The organism is Candidatus Ishikawaella capsulata Mpkobe (genome assembly GCF_000828515.1).
GTDB lineage: Bacteria > Pseudomonadota > Gammaproteobacteria > Enterobacterales > Enterobacteriaceae > Ishikawella > Ishikawella capsulata.
Map to the genome: position 1 here is coordinate 1 of NZ_AP010872.1, position 26350 is coordinate 26350.

Genomic DNA, 26350 nt, shown 5'->3' on the forward strand with positions numbered 1-26350 from the left:
TTGAAATATGCTTTACTTTTTTGATAAGGCATATGTCTGTGCGAAAACATATAACAAATAATCTGATTACACGTTAAAAACCATCACAAATAATTTGATTACACGTTAAAAAATATAACAAATAATTTGATTAAAAGTCAAAACGCATAACAAATAATTTGATTACACGTTATATCTCACAGACATTTGATCTCTTTATAGCTTGAATATCAATCTATAAGTACTCACATAGATTACTTAATAAAAGATTAAATAGCATAATTTATTAAATCTAATAAATGTAATTATACTATTTTTCATGATTTAGTCAAGCTTTTATTTTATAAATATCAAATAAATTTTTAAATAATTTCAATAAATAGAAAAACAATATATTTTGGTAAGAAAGATATATACTTATTATAAGATATGATCTATTTATCAGAATTTCTGTAAAATAATATATAATATATCGATATATAACTGTTCTTTTAGTAAAAATTAGTTCTTTCTTAAAATTAAGAATAAGTAATACAATTCTATAAAATATTATATTTTATAATATAACAAAATTTATATCTCTGTAATTAAGGAATTTTATGTTTTATCCAGTTCTTTTTGATGTCATGGTTATTGGTGGAGGTCATGCGGGTACAGAGGCTGCTTTAGCATCTGCTAGAATGGGTAAGCAAACTTTGTTACTGACGCATAATATTGATACATTAGGCCAAATGTCTTGTAATCCGGCAATTGGTGGTATTGGCAAAGGACATCTAGTTAAAGAAATTGATGCATTAGGTGGGATCATGGCAACAGCTATTGATAAATCAGGGATTCAATTTAGAATATTAAATCATAGTAAGGGTCCAGCAGTAAGAGCTACACGTGCTCAAGCTGATCGTATGCTCTATCGCCAGATAATACGTAGTACTTTAGAAAACCAACCTAATTTGATGATTTTTCAGGAAGCAATAAATAATCTTATTATACAAAATAATCATGTTAAAGGAGCAATAACACAAATAGGGATAAAAATTTTTGCTAAAACAGTTATTTTAACTGTGGGCACTTTTCTCAATGGTAAAATTCATATTGGTTCAAACAGTTATAATAGTGGGCGTGCAGGTGATTCTTCATCTATTCCTTTAGCATTCTATTTACGCGATTTACCCTTACGTATAGGTCGTTTGAAAACAGGAACTCCACCTCGTCTTGATGCCCGCACTATAAATTTTGATGTGCTGAAACCTCAACATGGAGATTTACCTACCCCAGTTTTTTCATTTATAGGAAATGTACATCAACATCCTCCACAGATTTCCTGTTGGATTACTCATACTAATGAAAATACTCATACAATTATTCGCAATAATCTACATCGTAGTCCTATGTATACAGGATCGATTAAAGGTATTGGTCCTCGTTACTGCCCTTCTATTGAAGATAAAGTAATACGTTTTCCTGATCGCGATTCCCATCAAATTTTTCTTGAACCAGAAGGATTGATTAGCAAAGAAATTTATCCTAATGGTATATCTACTTGTTTACCTTTTGATGTGCAAATAGATATTTTAAGATCTATAAAAGGTTTAGAAAAAGTAAATATAACTCGTCCAGGTTACGCTATTGAATATGATTTTTTTGATCCCAAAGATCTTAAACCTACATTAGAAAGTAAGTATATTACAGGATTGTTTTTTGCTGGACAAATTAACGGTACTACCGGATATGAAGAAGCAGCAGCTCAAGGTCTTTTAGCAGGTGTAAATGCTGCCTGTCAATCATCAGGAGATGATGGATGGTTTCCTCGTCGTGATCAAGCTTACATAGGTGTTTTAGTTGATGATTTATGCACATTAGGTACACAAGAACCTTATCGCATGTTTACTGCCAGAGCAGAATATAGATTAATTTTACGTGAAGACAATGCAGACCTACGTCTCACTGAGATTGGACGTAAATTAGGATTAATTGATGATATACGGTGGGAGATTCATAATGAAAAGATAGAATCTATTGAAAAGGAACGTCAAAGATTGAAAGATTTTTATATTCATCCTAATTCTAACAAAGCTCAAGAAATAACTAAGCTATTTGATATTTCTTTATCTAAAGAGATCACTGCTGAAGAATTACTACGTCGTCCTGAAATTACTTATAAAAAACTTACTGAATTGAGTTTTTTTAAAAATACTGGAACATCACTACAAATTTCTGAGCAAGTAGAAATTCAAATAAAATATGAAGGTTATATTGTACGTCAACAAGAACAAATAAACCGTCAACAGAGAAATGAAAAAATTTTAATACCCTATGATATACGTTATGATCAAATCAATGGTCTTTCTCATGAAGTTATCTCCAAACTAAACGATTGCAAACCCATTTCTATTGGTCAAGCATCTCGTATTTCTGGAATCACTCCTGCTGCAATTTCTATTTTAGTTATTTACCTAAAAAAAACAGGAATTTTAAAATATAATATTTAAAAGTTACTTTTATCATTTCTAATGGTGAATAAAAGATTCATTGCTAATATTTAAAATTAAATAATACTCATCTGAGATGTTTTTTATCTCTATAAAATATTTTTTGAAAAATACAATGTTTTATGGTACAAATATTTTGTATTAAAAGTTAGTCATATCATTTATATTATGCTCTACATCATAAATAGAATTTCATTCTGGTTAATCATTTAATAAGTTATAATAATATATTTTGCAACAAATTAATTATATGATATTTGTAACTACATATGTAGTATATCAATATTTTTTAATATGTTATAAGATTAGAACTTTTTTCTTTAATATAAATATGACATTGACTATATTTAGTCATTTTATAATTTATAATTAATAAGATATGATTAAGAGGTATTATGACTATAGGAGTAATCTCAACATCACAAGATTATATAAGTCATCACTTAAAACATTTTCAGCTTGACTTACGCACATTTAAATTAGTAGATCTACATGATACATCAGTATCATTTTGGATGATAAATTTAGATTCTATCTTTTTTTCTATATTTTTAGGTGTTATCTTTATTGCATTATTCTATCATATAGCAAAGAATGCCACTATTCATCGACCAAATAAATTACAGGTTGCTATAGAGTTAATTGTAAGTTTAGTTAATCGCAATGTGAATGAAATGTATCATAGAAATAGTAATATTATTGCTCCGCTTGCTTTGACTATTTTTTGTTGGGTTTTTCTAATGAACTTAATGGATTTATTGCCTATTGATCTATTACCTTATATTAGTCAACATTGGTTAGGTATATCATGTCTACGCATAGTACCTTCAGCAGATATCAATATTACTTTATCAATTGGATTAAGTGTATTTATTTTAATAATTTATCATAGCATACAAATAAAAGGTATTTATGGATTTTCTAAAGAATTATTACTCCAACCATTTAATAATCCAATATTCATGCCAATTAATTTTATATTAGAAAGTGTTAGCTTGATTTCTAAACCAATTTCTTTAGCATTAAGACTATTTGGTAATATGTATTCCAGTGAGTTAATTTTTATTTTAATTAGTTGTTTATTACCCTGGTGGAGTCAATGGATGTTAAATGTTCCATGGGCTATTTTTCATATTCTCATTATATTTTTGCAAGCTTTTATTTTTATGATGCTAACCATTATCTATTTATCAATGGCATCTGAAAAACACTGATTTATAAAATAGGAGATTTATAATGGATAAATTACATATTGATTTACTATATATGACGGCTGCTATAATGATAGGATTAGCAGCTATTGGTGCAGCAATAGCCATCAGTTTACTAGGAGGTAAATTCTTAGATGCTGCTGCACGTCAACCTGATCTTATTCCATTATTACGAACTCAGTTTTTTATTGTTATTGGATTATTAGATGCTATTCCAATGATAGCTGTTGGTTTAGCACTATATATTATGTTTGCTGTTATTAAAAATTAAACTAATTTTGCAATTAGTACTTAATACAGTATACTTAAAAAGGTAATTATCCTGTGAATATTAACGCAACACTTCTTGGACAAGCGATTGCATTTATTATTTTTGTTATGTTTTGTATGAAATATGTATGGCCTCCACTAATTAACATTATTGAACAACGTCAAAAAGAAATTGCTGATGAATTAGCCTTAATACAAAATGAAAAAAAAGAATTAATTTCTGCTCAAACAAAAGTCACAAATAGTTTAATACAGGCTAAAAAAGAAGCTTCAATAATTATCGAACAAGCAGAAAAAAGATACATGCAAATTTTAAATACAGCTAAATGTGAAGCTGAAAAAGAAAGTGAACGTATCATCCTTCAAGCGCAAGCAAAAATTAATCTACAATATAAACAACTGCGTGAACAATTGAATAAAGAACTGGTAATGTTAGTGATAACTGCTACTGAAAAAGTTCTTGAACAGTCGTTAGATGAAACGACTAATAAAGAAATAATTAATAAATCATTAGCTCAACTATAAGTCAAAATAATATTATGTCGGAATCTATTACTATATCACGTCCTTATGCTAAAGCAGCTTTTGATTTTGCAACTGAAAATCAAAATATTGATAAATGGCAATATATGTTAGAATATACTGCAAAAATATATAGTAATAGAGAAGTGAATAATCTACTATCTGGTTTAACATCACATGCTATTATATCAGATATTTTTATTAGTATATGTGGTGATAATGTAGATGAATCAATGAAAAATTTCATAAAAATTTTATCAGAAAATAAACGTTTAAATTTATTACCAAATATATTGGAATATTTTACTAAGATGTATAATCAGCAAAATAATTTTATACATGTAGAAGTAATTTCGTCTCAACCACTTCTTGAAGTTCAATATAAAAAGATTATTGAAATGATGGAAAAACGTCTATTAAAAAAAGTACTCTTAACTAGTAAAGTTGATAAAAATATCATATCAGGTTTAATAATCCGTATAGGTGATTTAGTTATAGATGGAAGTATACGTAACCGTTTGAATCTTTTAAAAAGAACATTGCTTTCTTAAAGGAAAAGTGTAACACAATGCAATTAAATTCTGTTGAAATTAGCGAACTGATTAAACAGCGTATTTCTCAGTTCCAAATAAAGACTGATAGTCATTATGAAGGTACTATTATATCTGTAAGTGATGGTATAATACATATACATGGATTGACTGAAGTTATGCAAGGAGAAATGTTAGAATTATCAACTAATAGTTATGCTATTGCTTTAAATCTGGAACGTGATTTAGTAGGTGCAGTAGTTATGGGATCATATACTGATCTTAGTGAAGGGATGAAAGTAAAATGTACAGGTCGTATTTTAGAAGTTCCTGTTGGTTATGGTCTTCTAGGTAGAGTGGTAAATGCTTTAGGTATACCAATTGATGCTAAAAGTGCTATTAAAAATGATGGATTTTCCCCTGTCGAAACTATTGCTCCTAATGTAATTGATAGAGAATCTGTCAATCAACCAATTCATACTGGTTATAAATCTATAGATTCAATGATTCCCATTGGGAGAGGTCAGCGAGAACTGATAATTGGTGATCGCCAGACTGGTAAAACTGCATTAGCTATAGATACAATAATTAATCAACGTACTAGTGGAATTAAATGTATTTATGTAGCAATAGGTCAAAAATTATCTACAGTTGTTAATATAGTAAGTAAGCTAGAAGAATATAAAGCATTAGACTATACTATTGTAGTAGTAGCTTCTGCCTCTGATTCAGCTTCTTTACAATATTTAGCTCCTTATTCAGGTTGTACTATGGGAGAATATTTTCGTAATCGTGGTGAAGATGCATTGATTATTTATGATGATTTATCTAAGCAAGCCATTGCTTATCGACAAATTTCATTACTACTACGCCGTCCACCAGGACGTGAAGCCTTTCCAGGTGATGTGTTTTATCTTCATTCCCGGCTTTTAGAAAGATCCGCGAGAGTAAATGCTAAATATGTGGAAAAATTTACTAACGGAAAAGTAAAGGGGAAAACAGGATCACTCACTGCTTTGCCAATCATTGAAACTCAAGCAGGAGATGTTTCTGCTTTTATTCCAACTAATGTAATTTCTATTACTGATGGTCAAATTTTTTTAGAATCAAATCTTTTTAACGCCGGTATTAGACCAGCAGTTAATCCAGGAATTTCTGTATCTCGTGTAGGTAGTGCCGCTCAAACTAATATAATAAAAAAAATGTCTGGTGGAATTCGTACAACATTAGCACAATACCGCGAATTAGCGGCTTTTTCGCAATTTGCATCTGATTTAGACGAACTAACTCGGAAGCAATTGGATCACGGACATAAAGTAACCGAATTATTAAAACAAAAACAATATCAACCTCTATCTGTAGCACAACAAAGCATCTTGCTATTTGCAGCAGAATATGGGTATTTAACAGATATTAGCTTAACAGAAATCAAAAATTTTGAAAAATCATTATTAATATATTTTTCTCAACAAGAAAATAAGTTGATTGAAGAAATAAATTCTAATGGTAATTATAGTAATTATATTGAAAATAAATTCAAATTTATTATTAAAAACTTTAAAAAAACTCAATATTTGTAAAATTATTCCTTGTTAAGGAGAACATAAAAATAATTATAAGGAAAATCTCATGGTTAGCCCCAAAGAAATACGTAATAAAATTTACACCGTAAAAAATATGCAAAAAATTACTAAAGCTATGGAGATGGTTGCTGTTTCTAAAATGAGAAAAACACAAGAACGTCTAATTTCTAGTCGTCCTTATACAGAAACTATTCTACAAGTAATTAATCATCTTGCTTCAGCAAATTTAGAATACAAACACAATTATTTGCAAGAACGCAAGGTTAAACGAGTAGGCTATCTACTTATTTCCACTGATCGCGGACTATGTGGTGGTTTAAACCATAATTTATTTAAAAAAATATTATTAGAAATGCAAAATTGGTTTAATAAAGGAGTAGCTAGTGATTTAGCAATTATCGGATCAAAAGGTTTATTTTTTTTTAATATTTTTAAGCAAGCTAACATTATAGCTAAATTAAGTAAAATAGGCGATAATCCTACCGTTTCTAAATTAATAGGAATAGTACAAGTTATGCTCAAAGCTTATGATGATCAAAATATAGATAAATTATATTTAGCCTACAATAAGTTTAATAATAGTATTTCACAAACTCCTATTATTACTCAATTATTACCATTCTCTTATTTAGTGAGAAAAAAGAAAAATTGGGATTATTTATATGAACCCAATTCTAAATCATTATTAGATATTTTACTATATCGTTATGTTGAATCGCAAGTTTATCACGGTGTTTTAGAAAATATAGCAAGTGAACAAGCAGCACGTATGGTAGCAATGAAATCAGCGACTGAAAACGGTAGCAATATAATAAAAGATCTAGAATTAATGCATCATAAAGCTCGGCAAAGCAGTATTACTCAAGAATTAACAGAGATTATCTCAGGAGCTTCTACATTATAGTAAATTATCATAATAATATTAATGGAGAATGTTTAACATGGCAACTGGAGAAATTATCCAGATTATCGGCGCTGTTATCGACGTCGAATTTCCTCAGAATGAAGTACCACCTATATATAATGCTCTTGAGGTTAAAAATAATAATACCTATTTAATTTTAGAAGTTCAACAACAATTAGGTGGTGGTGTAGTACGTACCATAGCTATGGGATCATCTGAGGGTTTAAAACGTAAGCTAAAAGTAGTTGATCTGAAAAGGCAAATTAATGTACCTGTGGGTAAAGCTACATTAGGACGTATAGTCAATGTATTAGGTGATCCCATAGATAAAAAAGGTAAAATACAAAAAGAAGATGGATCTGAACCAGAAAGGTGGTCTATATATCGTTCTGCGCCTTGTTATAAAGATCTTACTACTTCTCAAGAAATATTAGAAACTGGAATAAAAGTTATTGATTTAATATGTCCCTTTGCTAAAGGTGGAAAAGTTGGATTATTTGGTGGAGCCGGTGTTGGCAAAACAGTAAACATGATGGAGTTAATCCGTAATATTGCAGTAGAACATTCAGGTTATTCAGTGTTTACAGGAGTAGGAGAAAGAACTCGTGAAGGTAATGATTTTTATCATGAAATGATTAGTTCCAATGTTTTAGATAAAGTATCTTTAGTATATGGTCAAATGAATGAACCTCCAGGGAATCGCTTAAGAGTGGCATTAACTGGTTTAACAATAGCAGAGAAATTTCGAGATGAAGGTAATGATGTTCTACTTTTTATAGATAATATTTATCGTTATACTTTAGCTGGTACAGAAGTATCTGCTTTATTAGGTAGAGTTCCATCTGCCGTAGGTTATCAACCTACATTAGCAGAAGAAATGGGTATGTTACAAGAAAGGATTACTTCTACGACTAAAGGTTCAATAACTTCTATACAAGCAGTATATGTACCTGCTGATGATTTGACAGATCCTTCTCCTGCAACTACTTTTGCTCATTTAGATTCTACCGTTACTCTTAGTCGTCAAATAGCTTCATTAGGCATTTATCCTGCTGTTGATCCATTAACTTCTACAAGCAGGCAATTGGATCCTTTACTCGTAGGTCAAGAACATTATGATACTGCACGTTCTGTTCAATCGATTTTACAACGTTATCAAGAGTTAAAAGATATCATTGCAATTTTAGGAATGGATGAACTATCAGAAGAAGATAAATTATTAGTGTCACGTGCGAGAAAAATTCAACGTTTTTTATCACAACCTTTTTTTGTAGCTGAGATTTTTACAGGTTATCCTGGTAAATATGTTCCATTGAAAGATACTATAAGTAGCTTTAAAGGTATAGTTGAAGGGAATTTTGATTATTTACCTGAACAAGTATTTTATATGGTCGGTTCTATTGAAGAAGCGGTACAAAAGGCTAATAAAGTTTAATTATTATGGAGATATAATATTTGTGAGCTATTCTCTTAAGATTGTTAATGCCGAACAAAGCATCTATTGCGAAAAAGTTAAATCCATTCAAATATCGGGTAGTGAAGGTAATTTAGGTATCTTCACTGGTCACTCTCCTTTGCTGACTTCTATTAAGCCTGGTATGCTACGCATAGTTACAACTTTAAATAAAGAAGAATATATGTATATATCAGGTGGTATATTAGAAGTACAACCAAATCATGTCATTGTTTTAGCCGATACAGTAATTCGCGGTGCTAATCTAGATGAGAAGCGTGCTATTGAAGCTAAAATACAAGCACAAGCTAAGATAAACTTATCAAATATTGATATCAATTATGCATCTGCATCAGTAGAATTATCAAAAGCTATTGCTAAATTGCGTATAATTGAACTTATTAAACAACAAAAGAACTGATTGCTAATAAATATTCAATATAAAATATGTATTAGGTATAATAAATTATAAATTTATAGTTTGGTTTAACAAAAATTTTATAATATAAATAGACTATTATGTGATATATAAATAAGCTTGTTTTAAGCGAAGATAACTATTCTATGGATAAAAATTAGATCGTTTTTGTTAATGAATAATATATTCTGATATTTGATATATGCCAATATTAATAAACTATTATTAACAGGATATATACTATATATAAAGTATCTCTATGATAGAGATCATATCCAAACTAAACAATAGATGTTTAAATAATTTATTTACCGAGACAAAATTTTGAAAAAATGCTATTGAGTAAATCATTTGATGTAAACTTACCAGTAATCTCATTTAGTGCTTCTTGAGCTAATCTTAGTTCTTCAGCTAAAATAGCTCTTTCTCTACTTGTATTTAGTTGTGCTATTTGTAGATGTTCTTTAGCTAATTTTAAAGCTTGAATATGACGGCGACGAGCTATAAATTTACTTTCCACATTATTTGTAAACCCCATATATTGTTTCAGATGTTTATATAATATTTCCATTCCAAAACCAGTGTAGGTAGATAAACTAATACTCGGATAACCATTAATAATATTATAACTTGCTTTTTCACCAGTGATATCTATTTTATTACGTATGATAGTTATAGAATTTTTATTAACAGTATTAGAGATAATCTTTTGCCAAATTAATTTAGTTTCCGCACTCATATTGATCATATTGGTAACACTGCTATCTACTGTAAATAATATATGATCAGCATGTTTAATTTCTTGCCACGCTCGTTTAATTCCAATACTTTCTACTAGATTATTAGTTGTACGTAATCCTGCTGTGTCAATAATATTACATGACAATCCATCAATTTGAATACACTCTTTTAAAATATCTCGAGTCGTACCAATAATATTAGTAACAATAGCTGCTTCATGTCTTACTAAGGTGTTTAATAAACTAGATTTTCCAGCATTTGGTAAGCCTGCGATTACTATATTAATCCCTTCTCGCAACATTGATCCTTTATGTGCTTCATTAAGAACATTATCCAGTTCGTTAATAATTTCACTTAATTTTATATTAGTATTTTTTAAATAACAGTACGAATTATCTTCATCTGGAAAATTAATATCTGCTTCTATATTCACGCGCAAATTATTCAGTTGTGTTATTAATCTATTTACAGCCGTAGAAAAAAAACCTTGTAAAGATTTTATAGCAGATTGAGCAGCCTGTTTTGAACTTGCTTCAATGAGATCTGCAATTGATTCTGCTTGTAGTAAATCTATTTTATGATTTAAAAAAGCTCGCTCGGAAAATTCTCCCGGTCTAGCAATGCGTATTCCAGGCAATTTAAGAATATTTTCAATTAATAAGTCAATTATGACTGGATTACTATGTCCTTGTAATTCTAATATATCTTCTCCGGTAAAAGAATGAGGATGAGGAAACCAAATAGCTATTCCATAGTCTATAATTTTACCTTTTATGTCTTTAAAAGGTAAATATTTTGCATAATTGGCTCTAGGTAAATGACCAAGTATTTTATTAGCAACTAATTTAGAGTAAATTCCTGATACACGAATTACTCCTATGCTAGCTCTTCCTATCGGTGTTGCTTGAGCAACAATAGTATCATTATTACCTGACATATATATTTTTTATAATATTATGCATTAATAATATGAAATAAACATTCATTATAAGATACATATCTTTGAAAGATTTTTTAGGTAATATTATCAATATATAATCCTTGCTTTTTTAAGCTACGATATATTAATTTTTGTTGTATAATCGTTATTATATTGCTGATAGTATAATAAAGAACTAATCCAGATGGAAACCATAAAAAAAATACAGTAAACATAATAGGCATAAAGTTCATAACTTTATGTTGTACTTCATCAGTGACTGTATTGGGCGACATTCTCTGAATAATAATCATAGTAATCCCCATCAAAATTGGTAAAATATAATAAGGATCTTGAGAGGATAAATCATGTATCCAAAAAGCAAATGGTGCTTGACGTAATTCCACTGAGCCTATGAGCATATAATACAGTGCTAAAAAAATAGGCATTTGTAATATTAAAGGTAAACATCCTCCTAATGGATTAACTTGTTCTTTTTTATAAAGATTTATTAAATCTTGACTCATTTTCTGCTGATCATTACCCGCACGTTCTCTTAAGAGCTTAATCTTCGGTTGCAACATTCGCATTTTCATCATAGAAATATACTGTGCTTTTGTAAGGGGATACATAATACAACGTAACATAAGGGTGATTAATATGATCGATATACCCCAATTACCAATAAAACTATTTAAATATCTTAATAATTTAAACAATGGTTGAGAAATAAACCACAAGTATCCATAATCCACAGTTAGATCAAGATAAGGCGCTACATTAGCCATTTGATCTTGAATTGCAGGTCCAATCCACATTGTAGCATTTAAATCTTGTTTACTTTTCGCTGGTATAGTTATTGGGGCAGATTTACAACAGACAGCTGCAATACCATTATTTAAATATTTAGTATATAAAATATTATTACCTTCTGTATGTGGAATCCAAGCTGTTGCAAAGTATTTTTGTAGCATAGCTATCCAACCATTATTAGTCAAAGTATTTAAATGATTACCCTTAAACACATCGTTAATTTTATATTTTTTATATTTGTCATGATCAGTAGAATAAGCTATTCTACTAGAGGAAGATAAATTTAAGCTATTTGTATTAGCATTCTGAGTAATAGGTACAGTTTGTTTTAATTGGCTCAATAGAGATACTGTTATTGGATCATTAGTAATATTATTAATACTATAATTTATATCAACAGCATATTGACTTCTTCTAAAGATAAATGTCTTAGTATAAACTACGCCATTTTCACTTTTCCAAGTCAGTGGAACACGCAATTCTTTTTGATTATTAGATAACTCAAAAGTATCTTGTGCAGCTTGATAAATAATAGGTTTTTCATTAGTTTCAGGAGTATTAGGTCCTATTATACTACTTTGTGCTTGATAAAGTAATTGGGGATTATTTTCCAATAAGACAACATTTTGGCTAGAGTTTAGTGTTTTTGGATATGATAATAGTTCTGCTACTTCAATATCTCCACCACAAGTATTAATTTTTAAAGAAAGGACATCTGTTTTTACAAGAATTATTTTATCTTGCTTACTATCGTTACTCAATTGTTGAATTTTACTACTATTATTCACTTGTTGAGGATTTTCATATTGTTTAGTGTGAAGATAATCATTATGTTTCCATATTTGCCAGATTATAAGAGTTGTAAAAAAAAAAGTAACCATATAAAAATTACGTTGCAGATTCATTATTGGTATTCTCTAAATATCCAAAAAAAATTGATGGGTAAAGGATCATATCCACCTGGGTGTATAGGTTGACATTTTAGTAATCTTTTCATAATTAACCAACTTCCCTTTAACATACCAAATTTATATAAAGCTTGTATGCCATATTGCGAACAAGTTGGTTGAAAACGACAATGATTTCTTATAAATGGATTTATACTGTACTGATAAATTTTTATAAAAACAATCAGAGACCACGTACCAGGCGACGGTGATAATGCCATAATTTCTCCAATATACCTCTTAGCTCATTATTTTCTAAATGAATAACCCCTATTTTTGCTATAATGACAAAATCCATAATCGGTAATTTGTACTGCATTTTTCTGAAAGTTTCTCGAGTTATGCGTTTAATCCTATTTCGGTCATGTGCAAATTTTATATTCTTTTTAGAAATAGCAAAACCTATACGCGGATATCTAAATAAATTCTTACGACCAAAAATAGTAATATATTTACAACTAGCTCTTTTAGCCTCTTGAAATACAAAAGAGAAATCTGAAGCAGTAAGTAAACGCAACTCTTTCGAAAAATTTAACTTACCCACACTAATCAGTATTTTCTATCAGAAATAGTTAATCTCATCCTACCTTTTGCACGTCTCCTAGATAAAATCTGACGACCGTTTTTGCTTGCCATACGAGCCCGAAAACCATGAGCACGATTACGTTTAATTAAAGATGGTTGAAAAGTGCGTTTCATATTAATTTCTGCCTAAAAAAATTATTAGGTAAAACTATAAGTAATTATAGTACTTAATATATTATTAGATATATAGAATTATATCATAATACAAATTATAGTCAATGCACTAATATACTTACAATAATTAAAAATGTATTACATATATAAGAATATATTTTTAACAAAATATTTTGCACTACATTATGAATAATAAAAAAAGTTATTGGTTCACAAAAATAATTAACATTTAAACAAGATAATATCTTGTAGTGTATAATTTTTTTATTGCATTAATTTTGCATCAGATAATTTCTATAAAAACTAGTGGAGCATACCGTGGTATCTATTCTTTGGAAACAATGTCTTTATAGTTTGCAAACTACATTATCTAGTACTGAATTCAAAATGTGGATTCGTCCTCTTCAATCTAAATTTAAAGGCAATAGACTTACATTATATGCTCCTAACAGATTTATATTAGATTGGGTATTAAATAAATATGCTGACAATATTGACAAATTATTACATAATATTTGCAAAAAAAATGTTCCTTCCTTGCATTTTGAATTAAGCTCTTCTACAAATAGAATAAAAACTAAGCTTACTAAATCTTTAATAAATAATATTACAGTGCCAACTAATTCCGAAAATATGCTAAATATTAGCAATAAACAAATATTTACCGATAATAAAAAAACAAACTTTTTTAATTCTAATTATAGCTCTAATTTTAATATTAGATATACTTTTGATAGTTTTATTGATGGTAAAAGCAATAATTTAGCGTATCAAATAGCATTTGATATAGCTTATAATGTAAATCAACAGTATAATCCACTCTTTTTATATGGTAGTACTGGATTAGGCAAAACTCATTTATTACATGCTATTGGTAATATTATTAGTAAAAATACTGATAATAAAATAGTTTATGTAACTTCTGAAAGTTTTGTTCAACATATGGTAAAAGCAATACAGACCAATTCTATTGAAGCATTTAGAAAATATTATCGTTCTGTTAGTATACTTTTAATTGATGATATCCAATATTTTACTAATAAAAAACGCTCTCAAGAAGAACTTTTACATACTATTAATTCATTATTAGAAGATAACAAACAAATTATTTTAACTTGTGATCGTTATCCAAGAAAAATTTCTTGTATAGAAGATCGGTTAAAATCTCGTCTAGGATGGGGCCTTAGTGTAAAAATAGACTATCCTGAATTAGAAACTCGCATGTCTATTATAACAAAAAAAGCAAAAGATAACAACATTCACTTATCACCAGAAGTAGTTTTATTTATTGCAAAATTTTTAAAATCTAATATTCGAGAACTCGAAGGAGCATTAAATAGAGTAATCGTCCATTCTAAATTTACAAGTTCTATCATTGATATAGATTTTATTGACAACATCCTTAAAGACCTTGTAACTTTACAAAAAAAGAATATTGCAATAGATAACATAAAAAAAACAGTAGCTAAATATTATAATATAAAGATATTAGATCTTTTCTCCAAGAGACGTTCACATTTAATTGTTCATCCACGGCACATGGCTATGGCAGTTACAAAAAAATTAACAAATTATACTTTATCGGAAATTGGCAGTATATTTGGGGGCAGAGATCATAGTACTGTTATTCATGCTTGTCGTAAAATTGATCAATTAAAAAAAGAAAATCTTAGCATAAAAAAAGATTTTTTAAATATTATTGAAATACTATCTATATAACCTTATGAAATTCATTATAGAACGTGAAATTTTACTTAAATCATTACAGCAAATAAGTATCTTATTGAGTAGTAATCCACCATTAGCTATACTGAATCACTTATTGCTTAAGATAAATAACGATATTCTAGTGATGGTAACTACTAATTTAGATATGGAAATAGTAACCAATATACATCTTAAAAAAAATTATAATTTTTCCCCAATAACAATTCCAGCACGTAAATTACTGTATATTTGTCGAAATCTTCCTGCAGGTGCCGAAATTTCTATTTGTTTAGATAATAACAAAGTATTAGTCTCTTCAGAACATAGCAAATTTTCATTATCTACATTACCTGCAACTGATTTTCCCGTTTTGAGTGATTGGCAATGTATCATAAAGTTTAAATTACCTCAGATAATTATGAAAAATCTTCTTGAATACACCCAATTTTGTATGGCTTATCAAGATGCACGTCATTATTTAAATGGCATCTTGTTTAAGATTACAGCAAATAAAATACACACAGTGGCAACAGATGGTCATCGCTTAGCAACCTATACAGTACCTATTAATCATACTTTACCAAATTATTCAATCATTATACCTCGTAAATTTATAACCGAAATTTTGCGCATGATAGATAGAAAAGAAAATGAAATTTTACTACGCATTGGAAAAGATAAAATATGTATAGGTGTAAACAATTTAAGTTTTACTTCCAATTTAATAGATGGTTGTTTTCCAGATTATCTTTCTGTTTTTCCCAAAAATCCTGATAAGATATTAGAAGCAGAATCTGATATACTGAAACAATCACTTATTAGAGTTACTATTATAGCTAATAAACAATTACCTAGCGTTTATTTGTATATTACTAAAAATAAATTACGAATAACTTGTAATAATGTAGATCATGATTCAGCAGAAGAAACATTAGATATAATATATGATGGAGATGATTTAGATATTGTTTTTAATGCTAATTATATTATAGATATTCTAAATGTTCTAAAAGGTAAGAAAGTTCGTTTTTTGCTAACCAATGCTGCTTCAAGTGTGCAAATTGAGGATACAGAAAATAACTTTGCAAGTTATTTAATAATGCCTATTAGATTATAGATATAAATATATTTATATTTAATAATATATACTTAAATGAGAATTAATTAATATGTAATTAAAATGAAATAATTCAGTATAGTGATTATTTCTCTAATATATTTTGAACCGTTGATCAAAATCATGAATATTAAGATTAAAAATCAATTTAATCTTAATATAAAATAAGTGGGATAGTAGATGTTAAATTCTTATGATTCTTCAAATATCAAGGTGCTAAAGGGCCTTGATGCAGTGCGAAAACGTCCTGGCATGTATATAGGTAATACTGATGATGGAACAGGATTACATCATATGGTATTTGAAATTATAGATAATGCTATAGATGAAGTACTTGCAGGTAAGTGCAATAAAATAACAGTTACCATTCATAAAGATAATTCTGTATGTATAAATGATAATGGACGTGGTATTCCCACAGATCTTCATAAAGAAGAAGGTATTTCTGCAGCAGAGGTAATCATGACTGTATTACATGCTGGAGGAAAATTTGATGATAGTTCATATAAAGTATCAGGTGGATTACACGGTGTAGGTGTTTCAGTAGTAAATGCTTTATCTGCCAAATTAGAACTTATCATTTGTCGTGATGGTAAAATATATGAACAAATTTACATGCATGGTGTTCCTCAAACTAAGCTATCAGTAATAGGAAATAGTACATTGACGGGTACCTCTATCAGGTTCTGGCCTAGTTTAAAAACATTTACTAATGTAGTTAAATTTGAATATGACATTATCAATAAGCGTCTGGAAGAACTTTCTTTTTTGAATTCAAATGTATCAATATCTATTGAAGATAAAAGAGATAACAAACAAGCCCATTATTACAGTAAAGGTGGAATAAAAGCTTTTGTAGAACATTTAAATAAAAATAAACATCCTATACATAAAAAAATATTTTATGTTTTATCAAAAAAATATGATATCATCATAGAAGTTGCATTACAATGGAATGATAGTTTTCAAGAAAATATTATTTGTTTTACTAATAATATTCCACAAAGTGATGGTGGTACTCATTTAATTGGTTTCCGTAGTGCTATTACTCGTACTCTTAACAACTACATAGAAAAAGAAGGTTATAATAAAAAAACTAAAGTTAGTATTATCGGAGAAGATGCACGAGAAGGATTAGTGGCTATAATATCAGTTAAATTAGGAGATCCAAAATTTTCTTCACAAACTAAAGATAAATTAGTATCTTCCGAGGTGAAATCAGCTGTAGAATCACAGATGAATGAACATTTCATGACATTTTTACTAGAAAACCCAAATGATGCTAAAATAATAATAAATAAAATTATTGATACTGCTCGCGCCAGAGAAGCATCCAGACGTGCCCGAGAAATAACTCGTCGTAAAGTACTTTTCGATCCTTCTGGTCTTTCAGGAAAACTTGCAGATTGTCAAGAAAGTAATCCATTATTCTCTGAAATTTATTTAGTAGAAGGTGATTCTGCTGGAGGTTCAGCTAAGCAAGGGCGTAATCGTAAAAACCAAGCTATTTTACCATTAAAGGGAAAAATACTGAATGTTGAAAAAGCACCTTTTGATAAAATTCTCTCTTCACAAGAAGTAATAACCTTAATTACAGCTTTAGGTTGTGGTATTGGCAGAGAGGAATATAATTTAAATAAATTACGTTATCATCGTATAATAATAATGACTGATGCAGATGTAGATGGATCACATATACGTACTTTATTACTTACATTTTTTTATCGTCAAATGCCAGAAATTATCGAACGTGGTCATGTTTATATTGCTCAACCACCTCTTTATAAAGTTAAACAAGGCAATAAAGAGAAATATATTAGAGATGATAAAGAAATGGAAAAATATCAACTTTCCGTGTATCTAAATAATGCAAAATTATATAATCAGGATAACACCTGTGCATTAGATAATAATCTATTAAAAAAATTAGTGATAGATTATTCAGACGTACAGAAAATAATTAAAAATATGCAGTATCAGTATCCAGTAGATTTTTTAAATGCATTGATATATCACCCTAAATTTAGCAATCTTTCAGATAATTACAATGTAAAATGTTTGCTAGATACAATAGTAAATTTTTTAAATAAGCAACAGGAAAAAATTGGAATAATATACTCTGCTGATTTATATCATAATAAAGAAAATAACATGTTTGAACCACACATAAAAGTATGTAATTATGGTATAAACACAGAATATGTGTTAAATCATACTTTTTTTCAAAGTATAGAATACCAAAAAATATGTTCTTTAGGTGAAAAATTATGCGGTCTTATTAAAGAAAATAGTGAAGCATTTGTGGAACGTAATGGACGTCGTCAATATGTTAAAAATTTTAAACAAGTAATAGATTGGCTAATTAAAGATTCCTTCTCGAATATATCAATACAACGTTATAAAGGCTTAGGTGAAATGAATCCAAAACAACTATGGGAAACTACTATGGATCCTAATACTCGTACTATGTTACAAGTTACTATTAAAGATGCAATTAGTGCAGATAATCTTTTTAGTACATTAATGGGAGATGATGTTGAACAACGCAGAAATTTTATTTACCAAAATGCCTTACGCACAACTAATATTGATATTTAATGTTATCAATGAGATATGATTTCTTCTACTTTAAGCAAAATATCTAAAACATGAATAGTTTAATATATGCCAGTCATATTATGACTCATATGTTGTATATAAATAATTAGTATTTATATTAATTAAATTAGTAGATATTGATCTTTGTTGCAAATTTTATATTTATAAAGTATCAAGATATTTTAATCAACTTACAGAAATATTTTACTAATTTAATATTATTAACATATATAATAAATATAAAAATTGGATTTTTTATGTCAGTTAATATTCAAAATACTACAATAATTTCTTTAAAAAAGTTCTGTCAAAATCCACTGAGATTTCTATACAATGCAGATAACAGTATAATAGCTGTATGCGAAAATGATATTACAATTTTTTATGCCATAACTCCAAAAAAATTGACAGAAATTTTGGAAATAAAAACAACATATAAAAAAGCAAATTCTATATCATTAGATAATAAATTTAATAATCTATTAGTATCAAAACGACTAACAGTACCATTAGGAAAATTTGCTATGTATAAAGATTGGCAGCCGGATGAAGATTTACAGCACTGTGCCGCTATCTGGGGGATAGCACTTTATGAACCTATCACTGCAGCTGAATTAGCAGCTTTTGTGGATTATTGGAAAGCGGAAGGAAAATTATTTCATCATATACAGTGGCAACAGAAATTAGTTCGTAGTGTATATAGAAAACGATCATTAAAAAAGAAATATCATAAAGATAAAAGTCATTTAACAGATACTTTAATTAGAGATTTTAATATTCCATATGGTTTTCGAGGTGAATAATGAAAACAATAAATGATTTGTTAATTCGCTTAAAAAAAATTATGCCTCCTCATATTACACCAAAATTTACTTGTGCTAAAGATTTATTAACATGGAATCAGAAACAGGGAATATTATATTCACAATCTATTTTACAAGAAAATCAGGCAATGAAAATGCAGCGTATTATGGGACGTTCAGGTATTCGAGAATTACATATGAACTGCTCATTTGATAATTATCATATTGAAAATTCAGGTCAATATAAAGCTCTACAGATGGCACGTCAATATTCAGAACAATTTGAAACCAACATTGGTAGTTTTGTATTCTCAGGACGTCCAGGTACAGGAAAAAATCATTTAGCAGCAGCTATTGGTACAGATTTAATTATGAAGGGCAAAACTGTTATCATTGTGACTGTAGCAGATTTAATGTCTAATATGAAAGATACATTCAATAATACCAACAATCTAACTGAAGAAAGATTATTAAATGATTTTAGTAAGGTAGATTTATTAGTGATTGATGAAATAGGTATACAGACTGAATCTCGTTATGAAAAAGTAATTATTAATCAAATAGTAGATAGAAGATCTTCTTCTAAAAGACCTACAGGTATGCTTTCTAATCTTGATTATTCGGGTATGAGTATTTTATTAGGTGAAAGAGTAATGGATCGTATGCGTTTAGGAAATAGCATATGGGTGCGTTTTAATTGGGATAGTTATCGTAGTCGTATATTAGGTAACGAACATTAAAGATATCTATATATAATAAATATGATGGTTCATCTGATTACAAATTAATAAGTTAATTGATGAATTTTGCAAACAGATATATTAAAACTAAATAAGTTATTAGAAGAATATGTTTAATACTAATACTTTTCAAGGTTTGTTAATGAAATTACAACATTACTGGTCTTCTCAAGGTTGTACTATTATTCAATCAATAGATACAGAAGTGGGAGCAGCTACTTCGCATCCTATGACTTGTTTATGGGCATTAGGACCAGAACCTATTTCACTGGCTTATATACAAGCTTCTCGTCGTCCTACTGATGGCAGATATGGTAATAATCCTAATCGTTTACAACATTATTACCAATTTCAAGTAACTCTTAAACCATCTCCGATTAATATTCAAGATATGTATTTACAGTCTCTAAAATATTTAAATATAGATTTAACAATACATGATATCCGGTTTGTAGAGGATGACTGGGAAAATCCTACATTAGGTGCCTGGGGTTTAGGTTGGGAAATCTGGCTAGATGGTATGGAAATAACCCAATTAACGTACTTTCAACAAATAGCTGGAATTGACTGCAGACCAGTTACCGGTGAAATTACTTATGGTTTAGAACGTTTAGCTATGTACATACAAGGAGTAGATAACATATATGATTTAGTATGGAGTAATGGTCCTCAAGGGAAAATTACCTACGGTGATCTATTCTATGAAAATGAAATACAGCAGTCGGCTTATAATTTCCAATATGCTGATACTAGTTTTCTTTTGTATTGTTTTGATCATTATGAGAAAGAAATTAATAAATTATTAAAATTAAATAATCCTCTTATTTTTCCCGCTTATGAGCATATTTTAAAAGCCACACACATGTTCAATATTTTAGATGCTAGAAAAGCAATATCTGTTACTGAGCGTCAAAATTATATTACCAGGATTCGCACTTTAACCAAATCTATTGGCCAAGCTTATTACAATTATCGTAATATCATAGGTTTTCCTAGATATAATGAACTTAATAACAACACCAGCTATGATAAAAAAAACATTCCTAATGGAATTGGGGACAGAAGAGTTACCACCTAAAATATTGCGCAATATAGGGGAAAATTTAACTCATCTATTTACTCAAGAATTAAATAACGCTAAATGTAATTATGAACAAATTCAATGGTTTGCTACTCCTCGAAGAGTAGCTATTAAAATAATTAATTTATCTCTTTTACAAGAAAATATTAATATAAAAAAATATGGACCACTTATTGTAACTGCTTTCGATCAAGATGGCAAAATAACTGAAGCAGCAAAGAAATGGGCATTGAGTAATAATATTAATATTAGTCAAGCCACAAGAATACAAACTAATAAAGGTGAACGACTGGTATATTATAAGAATATACAAGGTAGACATGTAAAAGAGATCTTACCGACAATTGTGTGCAATACTATAAAAAAAATTTCTGTACCTAAATTAATGCGTTGGGGCAATAGTAGTATATATTTTGTTCGTCCTGTACACACGATCACTTTAATGTTAGGTAGAGAAATAATTGAAACAACTATATTAGGTCTACCTTCAAATCGCATTATATTAGGACACAGATTCATGGGTGAGTCTAAATTAATACTGGATGATGCTGATCAATATCCTAATATATTATATGAACGTGGTAAAGTAATAGCTGATTATTATCTACGTAAAAATCTAATACGAAACCAAGCTGAAATAGAAGCTAAACGTTTAGGTGGTGTCTTAAAGTTAACAGATGAGTTATTAGAAGAAGTAACTTCTTTAGTAGAATGGCCTGTTATTTTGACTGCTAAATTCGAAAAAAGATTTCTTAATATTCCTGTAGAAGTGTTAATTCATACTTTACAAGATAAACAAAAATATTTCCCATTATATGATACTAATGGTCAAATACTACCATACTTTATTTTTGTTACTAATATAGAATCCCTTGAGCCTGATAAAATTATTTTAGGAAATGAAAAAGTTATACGTCCTCGTCTTGTCGATGCTGAATATTTTCTAAAAATAGATAGGCAACAATCTTTAGAAGAACGGTTACCTGATCTTAAAAAAATAATTTTTCATAAAAAATTAGGTACTTTATTTGAGAAAACTCAACGTCTTAAAATATTAGCAGAATGGATAGCTAGTAAAATTGGTTGTGATATACCTCAATCTATACGTGCTGCTTTGCTTTCGAAGTGTGATTTAATAACCAATATGGTACTTGAGTTTCCTGAAACTCAGGGGATTATGGGTATGTATTATGCTCGTTATAGTAACGAATTAGAAGAAGTAGCAATAGCTTTAAAAGAACAATACTACCCTAGATTTGCAGGGGATAAAATTCCTTCTAACTTAATTTCTTGTAGCCTAGCTATTGCAGATAAATTAGATACTATAGTAGGCATTTTAGGTATTTCTCAATATCCTAAAGGAGATAAGGATCCTTTTGCATTACGACGTAATGCTATAGGAATTTTGCGCATCATTATAGAAAACAAACTATCTATTGATCTAAAAATATTGATCAATAAAATAATTATTTTATATGATAAACATATCACTAACAATAAAGTTATTGATGAAGTTATTGATTTTATATTCGGACGTTTTCTTAATTGGTATCAAGAAAAAGGTTATAGTAACAATGTTATCCATGCGGTTTTAGCAATACTTCCTACTTGTCCATTAGATTTTGATGCTCGTGTAAGAGCTGTTAGTTATTTTCTTACTTTAGAGGAATCATTTATTTTACTATCTTTAAATAAACGTATTTCCAATATTTTGTCGAAGACAACTGATAAGTTGAATAAAAATATAAATGTTTATTTATTACAAGAATCAGAAGAAATTCTCTTAAATAATCTCTTAAATAAGATACAGACAAAACTAGAATCATATTGCATAAATAAACAGTATCAAGAAGCTTTAATTGAATTAACTAGTTTAAATAAACCAATAGATAATTTTTTTAAAACAGTAAGAATTAATACATCTAATAAGTTATTACGTCTTAATCGTTTAACTTTACTTACTAAAGTACAAGAACTTTTTTTAAAAGTAGCAGATATTTCTTTATTATACTAATTATGATCAAATTGAGATTTTTAATAATTTTATTTAAAAATAATAATTAAAGGAAGCATATATAATTGAATCATACTAATAATATATCTGTTATTTATAAAGAACAGATTTGGAACAGAAGAAATTTAAAAAAATCGGTAAGTGATTGGTTAGCAGATGAAATGCCAGTTGCCCTAGTTTATAATGGAGTAGCTCATACTGTTATAATGGTTTTGCCAAAAGATTTAAAAAATCTAGCAATAGGTTTTTCATTATCAGAAGGTATCATTGAAATACCTCAAGATATTTACGATATTGAAATATTATTTCACGATAATGGAATTGAAATACGAATAGAAATTTCTAGCCGACGATTTTTGATATTACAAAACAGAAGACGTACAATGATTGGACGCACTAGTTGTGGTATATGTGGTATAGAAAAACTAGAACATTTTAATCAACGTCTTAAACCATTATCTTTTAACGTAACTTTTAATTTAGAAAATTTAGACCTAGCATTAGATGAAATTAAAATATTTCAACCTATTGGCATATTAAGTGGATGTACACACATAGCTGCTTGGATATTGCTAGATGGATCTATATTATCAGCATTTGAAGATGTGGGTAGACATGTTGCTATTGATAAATTATTAGGTTACCGTAGTCAGCAATCTAAATTACTTTGGCAACAAGGTGCTATATTAATTTCTAGTAGAGCGAGTTATGAGATAGTACAAAAATCTATTATTTGTGGAGTGGAAATTCTATTCACTATTTCGGCGGCAACTCGTATGGCTGTAAAACTCGCTAAACAATATAATCTAACTTTAGTAGGTTTTAATAAAATAGGATTTTCTACGATATATACTCATCCTAATAGACTAATATAATTTAGTTCTCCTAATCTAATTAAGAACTTATATATTCTAAACTAATCAAAATATTATTTTAATAAAAATAGAGAGATTAACATGAGTTATTCATTACCATCACTATCATATCCATATGATTCTTTAGAACCTTATTTGGATACAAGAACTATGGAAATCCATCATACTAAGCATCATCAAACTTATATTAATAATGCTAATATGGCATTAAAAGGTACTGTATTTGATAACTTAACAGCATATGAATTAATAACTAATTTAGATAAAATTCATCAAGATAAAAAGACTTTTTTACGCAATAACATAGGAGGTCATGTAAATCATAGTATATTTTGGAAACTCTTAAAAAAAGGTACTTCACTGAAAAATGAATTACAAATAGCAATTAAAGATAATTTCGGGAGCATAGAAGAATTTAAAGAAAAATTTGAATTATTAGCATCTTCACATTTTGGTTCTGGTTGGATATGGTTAATAAATAAGAATGATAAATTATTTCTTACTTCTACAAATAATCAAGATAATCCCTTAATGGGAGAAAACATAATAGGAATTTCAGGATATCCTATATTCGGTTTAGATGTTTGGGAACATGCATATTACTTAAAATATCAAAATAGACGGCTTGATTATATAAAGGCATTCTGGAATGTAATTAATTGGGATGAAGCTAATAAAAGGTTTTTATCTAAGTAGCAAAATATTATCCCGACAAGATTTATCTTGCGGGATATTTATTAAAAAAATAATTATTTAATAACAAAAATAATGTATTAATTTTTTAATTAGGTTATGAGTAGGTTTAATAAATACCATATCTAGAAATTCATCCTTTTGATGAGCTTGTTCTATTGAACCTGGACCAATGATTAAAGTCGGACAAATCTTTTGAATAAAAGATGCTTCAGTACAATAATCTACTGAGCAAGCTTTAGTTCCGGTAATTCTTTCTAAAAATTTTACTATTTCATGATATGAGGAGCATTCATAAGCAGGAATATAGGGATGTAATTCACTTATACTAATACGTTTAGACCAGCATGGATTAACATAAGTTAAAACATTATTTATAAGATTGTTTATTTCCATTATAGTAATATCTGAAGTAGGACGAATATCTATATGTAATTCACAATAACCGCATATGCAATTACTGGCGTGACCTCCATGAATATAACCAAAATTAATAGTAGGATAAGGGATATTAAATAAATTATTTTGATAATTTTCTCGAAGATCATTACGTAATTTTAGCAAATAATCAATAATTTCATAAACTATTTCAATAGCATTTATTCCTTTGAAAGGATTACTAGAATGAGCTGACTGTCCTTGTATATGAATAGCTTTTGAAATATGACCTTTATGTGCACGTATAGGTTTCAAACAACTAGGTTCACCTATTATAGCATAATCAGGATATATAGTGGTGTATTCAGAAAATTGTTTAGCTCCTGCCATACTAGTTTCTTCTTCAGCAGTTGCTAGGATATAAAGTGGTTTTTTGAGCTTCAAAGGATTTAAATTTCTTACGGCATTGAGTATAAATGCAAAAAAACATTTCATATCTACACTACCTAATCCATAAAGTTTATTGTTTTTCTCCGTCAATATAAATGGATTATATGTCCATTTTTCTATATCAGCAGGTATAGTATCAGTATGTCCAGTTAATAATAAACCACCTTCACCGTTACCTATACTAGCTAACATATTAAGTTTTATATTATTATTTATATTATTAACAAATGTTGTTTCTACTTTAAATCCTATATGTTCAAACCATTCACATAGTAAATGAATGATATCTTCATTACTTTGGTCAATTAAAGGATTATTAGAACTAATAGAAGGAGTAGCTATTAATTGACTATATAGATCAATAAAAGTGGGTAATTTTTTTGTCACTATTGACACTCTTTAATTTAAGATGTATT

Annotated in this window: 24 protein-coding genes; 18 read left to right on the forward strand and 6 right to left on the reverse strand. The window is 28.5% G+C overall.

Going from position 1 to position 26350, the window contains the following annotated elements; translation table 11 throughout:
• The first annotated feature begins 578 nt into the window (after positions 1–578).
• The 9 genes from mnmG to ICMP_RS00045 all read left to right on the forward strand — a co-directional run bounded on the left by mnmG (position 579) and on the right by ICMP_RS00045 (position 9362).
• Positions 579–2468 (forward strand): tRNA uridine-5-carboxymethylaminomethyl(34) synthesis enzyme MnmG, encoded by a 1890-nt coding sequence (mnmG, locus tag ICMP_RS00005; protein WP_041068536.1) that lies wholly within the window; start codon positions 579–581, stop codon positions 2466–2468.
• 395 nt (positions 2469–2863) lie between these two features.
• Positions 2864–3682, forward strand: a complete 819-nt coding sequence (atpB, locus tag ICMP_RS00010) for a F0F1 ATP synthase subunit A (protein WP_041068540.1) — start codon at positions 2864–2866, stop codon at positions 3680–3682.
• A gap of 22 nt (positions 3683–3704) precedes the next feature.
• On the forward strand, positions 3705–3950 hold the full coding sequence (atpE, locus tag ICMP_RS00015) for a F0F1 ATP synthase subunit C (RefSeq protein WP_041068543.1): 246 nt from the start codon (positions 3705–3707) through the stop codon (positions 3948–3950).
• A gap of 53 nt (positions 3951–4003) precedes the next feature.
• The gene (locus tag ICMP_RS00020; RefSeq protein ID WP_041068546.1) at positions 4004–4474 is read left to right on the forward strand and encodes a F0F1 ATP synthase subunit B; all 471 of its coding nucleotides are present in this window, start codon (positions 4004–4006) and stop codon (positions 4472–4474) included.
• Between the two features lie 14 nt (positions 4475–4488).
• Positions 4489–5022, forward strand: a complete 534-nt coding sequence (locus tag ICMP_RS00025; RefSeq protein WP_041068549.1) for a F0F1 ATP synthase subunit delta — start codon at positions 4489–4491, stop codon at positions 5020–5022.
• Positions 5023–5039: 17 nt separating this feature from the next.
• The gene (gene atpA, locus ICMP_RS00030; protein ID WP_041068552.1) at positions 5040–6581 is read left to right on the forward strand and encodes a F0F1 ATP synthase subunit alpha; all 1542 of its coding nucleotides are present in this window, start codon (positions 5040–5042) and stop codon (positions 6579–6581) included.
• A 49-nt stretch (positions 6582–6630) separates the two neighbouring features.
• On the forward strand, positions 6631–7488 hold the full coding sequence (gene atpG, locus ICMP_RS00035) for a F0F1 ATP synthase subunit gamma (protein WP_041068554.1): 858 nt from the start codon (positions 6631–6633) through the stop codon (positions 7486–7488).
• A 37-nt stretch (positions 7489–7525) separates the two neighbouring features.
• The gene (gene atpD / locus ICMP_RS00040) at positions 7526–8923 is read left to right on the forward strand and encodes a F0F1 ATP synthase subunit beta (protein ID WP_041068557.1); all 1398 of its coding nucleotides are present in this window, start codon (positions 7526–7528) and stop codon (positions 8921–8923) included.
• Positions 8924–8939: 16 nt separating this feature from the next.
• Positions 8940–9362, forward strand: a complete 423-nt coding sequence (locus tag ICMP_RS00045) for a F0F1 ATP synthase subunit epsilon (RefSeq protein WP_041069950.1) — start codon at positions 8940–8942, stop codon at positions 9360–9362.
• A gap of 301 nt (positions 9363–9663) precedes the next feature.
• Here ICMP_RS00045 and mnmE read toward each other — a convergent pair whose 3' ends face one another.
• The 5 genes from mnmE to rpmH form a co-directional block, all read right to left on the reverse strand.
• Positions 9664–11037: a tRNA uridine-5-carboxymethylaminomethyl(34) synthesis GTPase MnmE gene (gene mnmE, locus ICMP_RS00050; RefSeq protein ID WP_041068560.1), complete on the reverse strand. Its 1374-nt coding sequence runs from the start codon at positions 11035–11037 to the stop codon at positions 9664–9666.
• A gap of 77 nt (positions 11038–11114) precedes the next feature.
• Positions 11115–12737 carry a membrane protein insertase YidC gene (yidC, locus tag ICMP_RS00055; RefSeq protein WP_041068562.1) on the reverse strand — a complete coding sequence of 541 codons (1623 nt, stop codon included), beginning with the start codon at positions 12735–12737 and terminating at the stop codon, positions 11115–11117.
• Complete coding sequence (gene yidD / locus ICMP_RS03370) at positions 12737–13000, reverse strand: membrane protein insertion efficiency factor YidD (RefSeq protein ID WP_084121291.1); 264 nt, start codon at positions 12998–13000, stop codon at positions 12737–12739. Before yidD ends, yidC begins: the two co-directional genes overlap by 1 nt.
• Positions 12964–13323 (reverse strand): ribonuclease P protein component, encoded by a 360-nt coding sequence (gene rnpA / locus ICMP_RS00060; protein WP_041068564.1) that lies wholly within the window; start codon positions 13321–13323, stop codon positions 12964–12966. The genes yidD and rnpA overlap by 37 nt, the downstream gene beginning before the upstream one ends.
• Before the next feature lie 5 nt (positions 13324–13328).
• The gene (rpmH, locus tag ICMP_RS00065) at positions 13329–13478 is read right to left on the reverse strand and encodes a 50S ribosomal protein L34 (RefSeq protein ID WP_041068566.1); all 150 of its coding nucleotides are present in this window, start codon (positions 13476–13478) and stop codon (positions 13329–13331) included.
• 318 nt (positions 13479–13796) lie between these two features.
• Between rpmH and dnaA the strand changes: the two genes are divergently transcribed.
• From dnaA to ICMP_RS00110, 9 genes are all read left to right on the forward strand, one after another.
• The gene (gene dnaA / locus ICMP_RS00070; protein ID WP_041068569.1) at positions 13797–15197 is read left to right on the forward strand and encodes a chromosomal replication initiator protein DnaA; all 1401 of its coding nucleotides are present in this window, start codon (positions 13797–13799) and stop codon (positions 15195–15197) included.
• A gap of 4 nt (positions 15198–15201) precedes the next feature.
• Positions 15202–16302 carry a DNA polymerase III subunit beta gene (gene dnaN / locus ICMP_RS00075; RefSeq protein WP_041069953.1) on the forward strand — a complete coding sequence of 367 codons (1101 nt, stop codon included), beginning with the start codon at positions 15202–15204 and terminating at the stop codon, positions 16300–16302.
• Between the two features lie 180 nt (positions 16303–16482).
• Positions 16483–18900: a DNA topoisomerase (ATP-hydrolyzing) subunit B gene (gene gyrB, locus ICMP_RS00080; RefSeq protein WP_041068571.1), complete on the forward strand. Its 2418-nt coding sequence runs from the start codon at positions 16483–16485 to the stop codon at positions 18898–18900.
• 257 nt (positions 18901–19157) lie between these two features.
• The gene (gene dnaT / locus ICMP_RS00085; protein WP_041068573.1) at positions 19158–19703 is read left to right on the forward strand and encodes a primosomal protein DnaT; all 546 of its coding nucleotides are present in this window, start codon (positions 19158–19160) and stop codon (positions 19701–19703) included.
• Positions 19703–20443, forward strand: a complete 741-nt coding sequence (gene dnaC, locus ICMP_RS00090) for a DNA replication protein DnaC (protein WP_041068575.1) — start codon at positions 19703–19705, stop codon at positions 20441–20443. Before dnaT ends, dnaC begins: the two co-directional genes overlap by 1 nt.
• A gap of 109 nt (positions 20444–20552) precedes the next feature.
• A complete protein-coding gene (gene glyQ / locus ICMP_RS00095) occupies positions 20553–21521 on the forward strand; it encodes a glycine--tRNA ligase subunit alpha (RefSeq protein WP_052456788.1) in 969 nt (322 codons plus the stop codon).
• Positions 21469–23538, forward strand: coding sequence for a glycine--tRNA ligase subunit beta (glyS, locus tag ICMP_RS00100; protein WP_041069959.1), 2070 nt, complete (start codon positions 21469–21471; stop codon positions 23536–23538). The genes glyQ and glyS overlap by 53 nt, the downstream gene beginning before the upstream one ends.
• 65 nt (positions 23539–23603) lie before the next feature.
• Positions 23604–24413, forward strand: a complete 810-nt coding sequence (gene fdhD, locus ICMP_RS00105; RefSeq protein WP_084121295.1) for a formate dehydrogenase accessory sulfurtransferase FdhD — start codon at positions 23604–23606, stop codon at positions 24411–24413.
• Between the two features lie 81 nt (positions 24414–24494).
• Positions 24495–25109 carry a Fe-Mn family superoxide dismutase gene (locus tag ICMP_RS00110; RefSeq protein ID WP_041068585.1) on the forward strand — a complete coding sequence of 205 codons (615 nt, stop codon included), beginning with the start codon at positions 24495–24497 and terminating at the stop codon, positions 25107–25109.
• Between the two features lie 57 nt (positions 25110–25166).
• On the opposite strand, the gene argE is transcribed toward ICMP_RS00110, so the two are convergent.
• Positions 25167–26321 (reverse strand): acetylornithine deacetylase, encoded by a 1155-nt coding sequence (argE, locus tag ICMP_RS00115; RefSeq protein ID WP_041068587.1) that lies wholly within the window; start codon positions 26319–26321, stop codon positions 25167–25169.
• Positions 26322–26350: the final 29 nt, after the last annotated feature.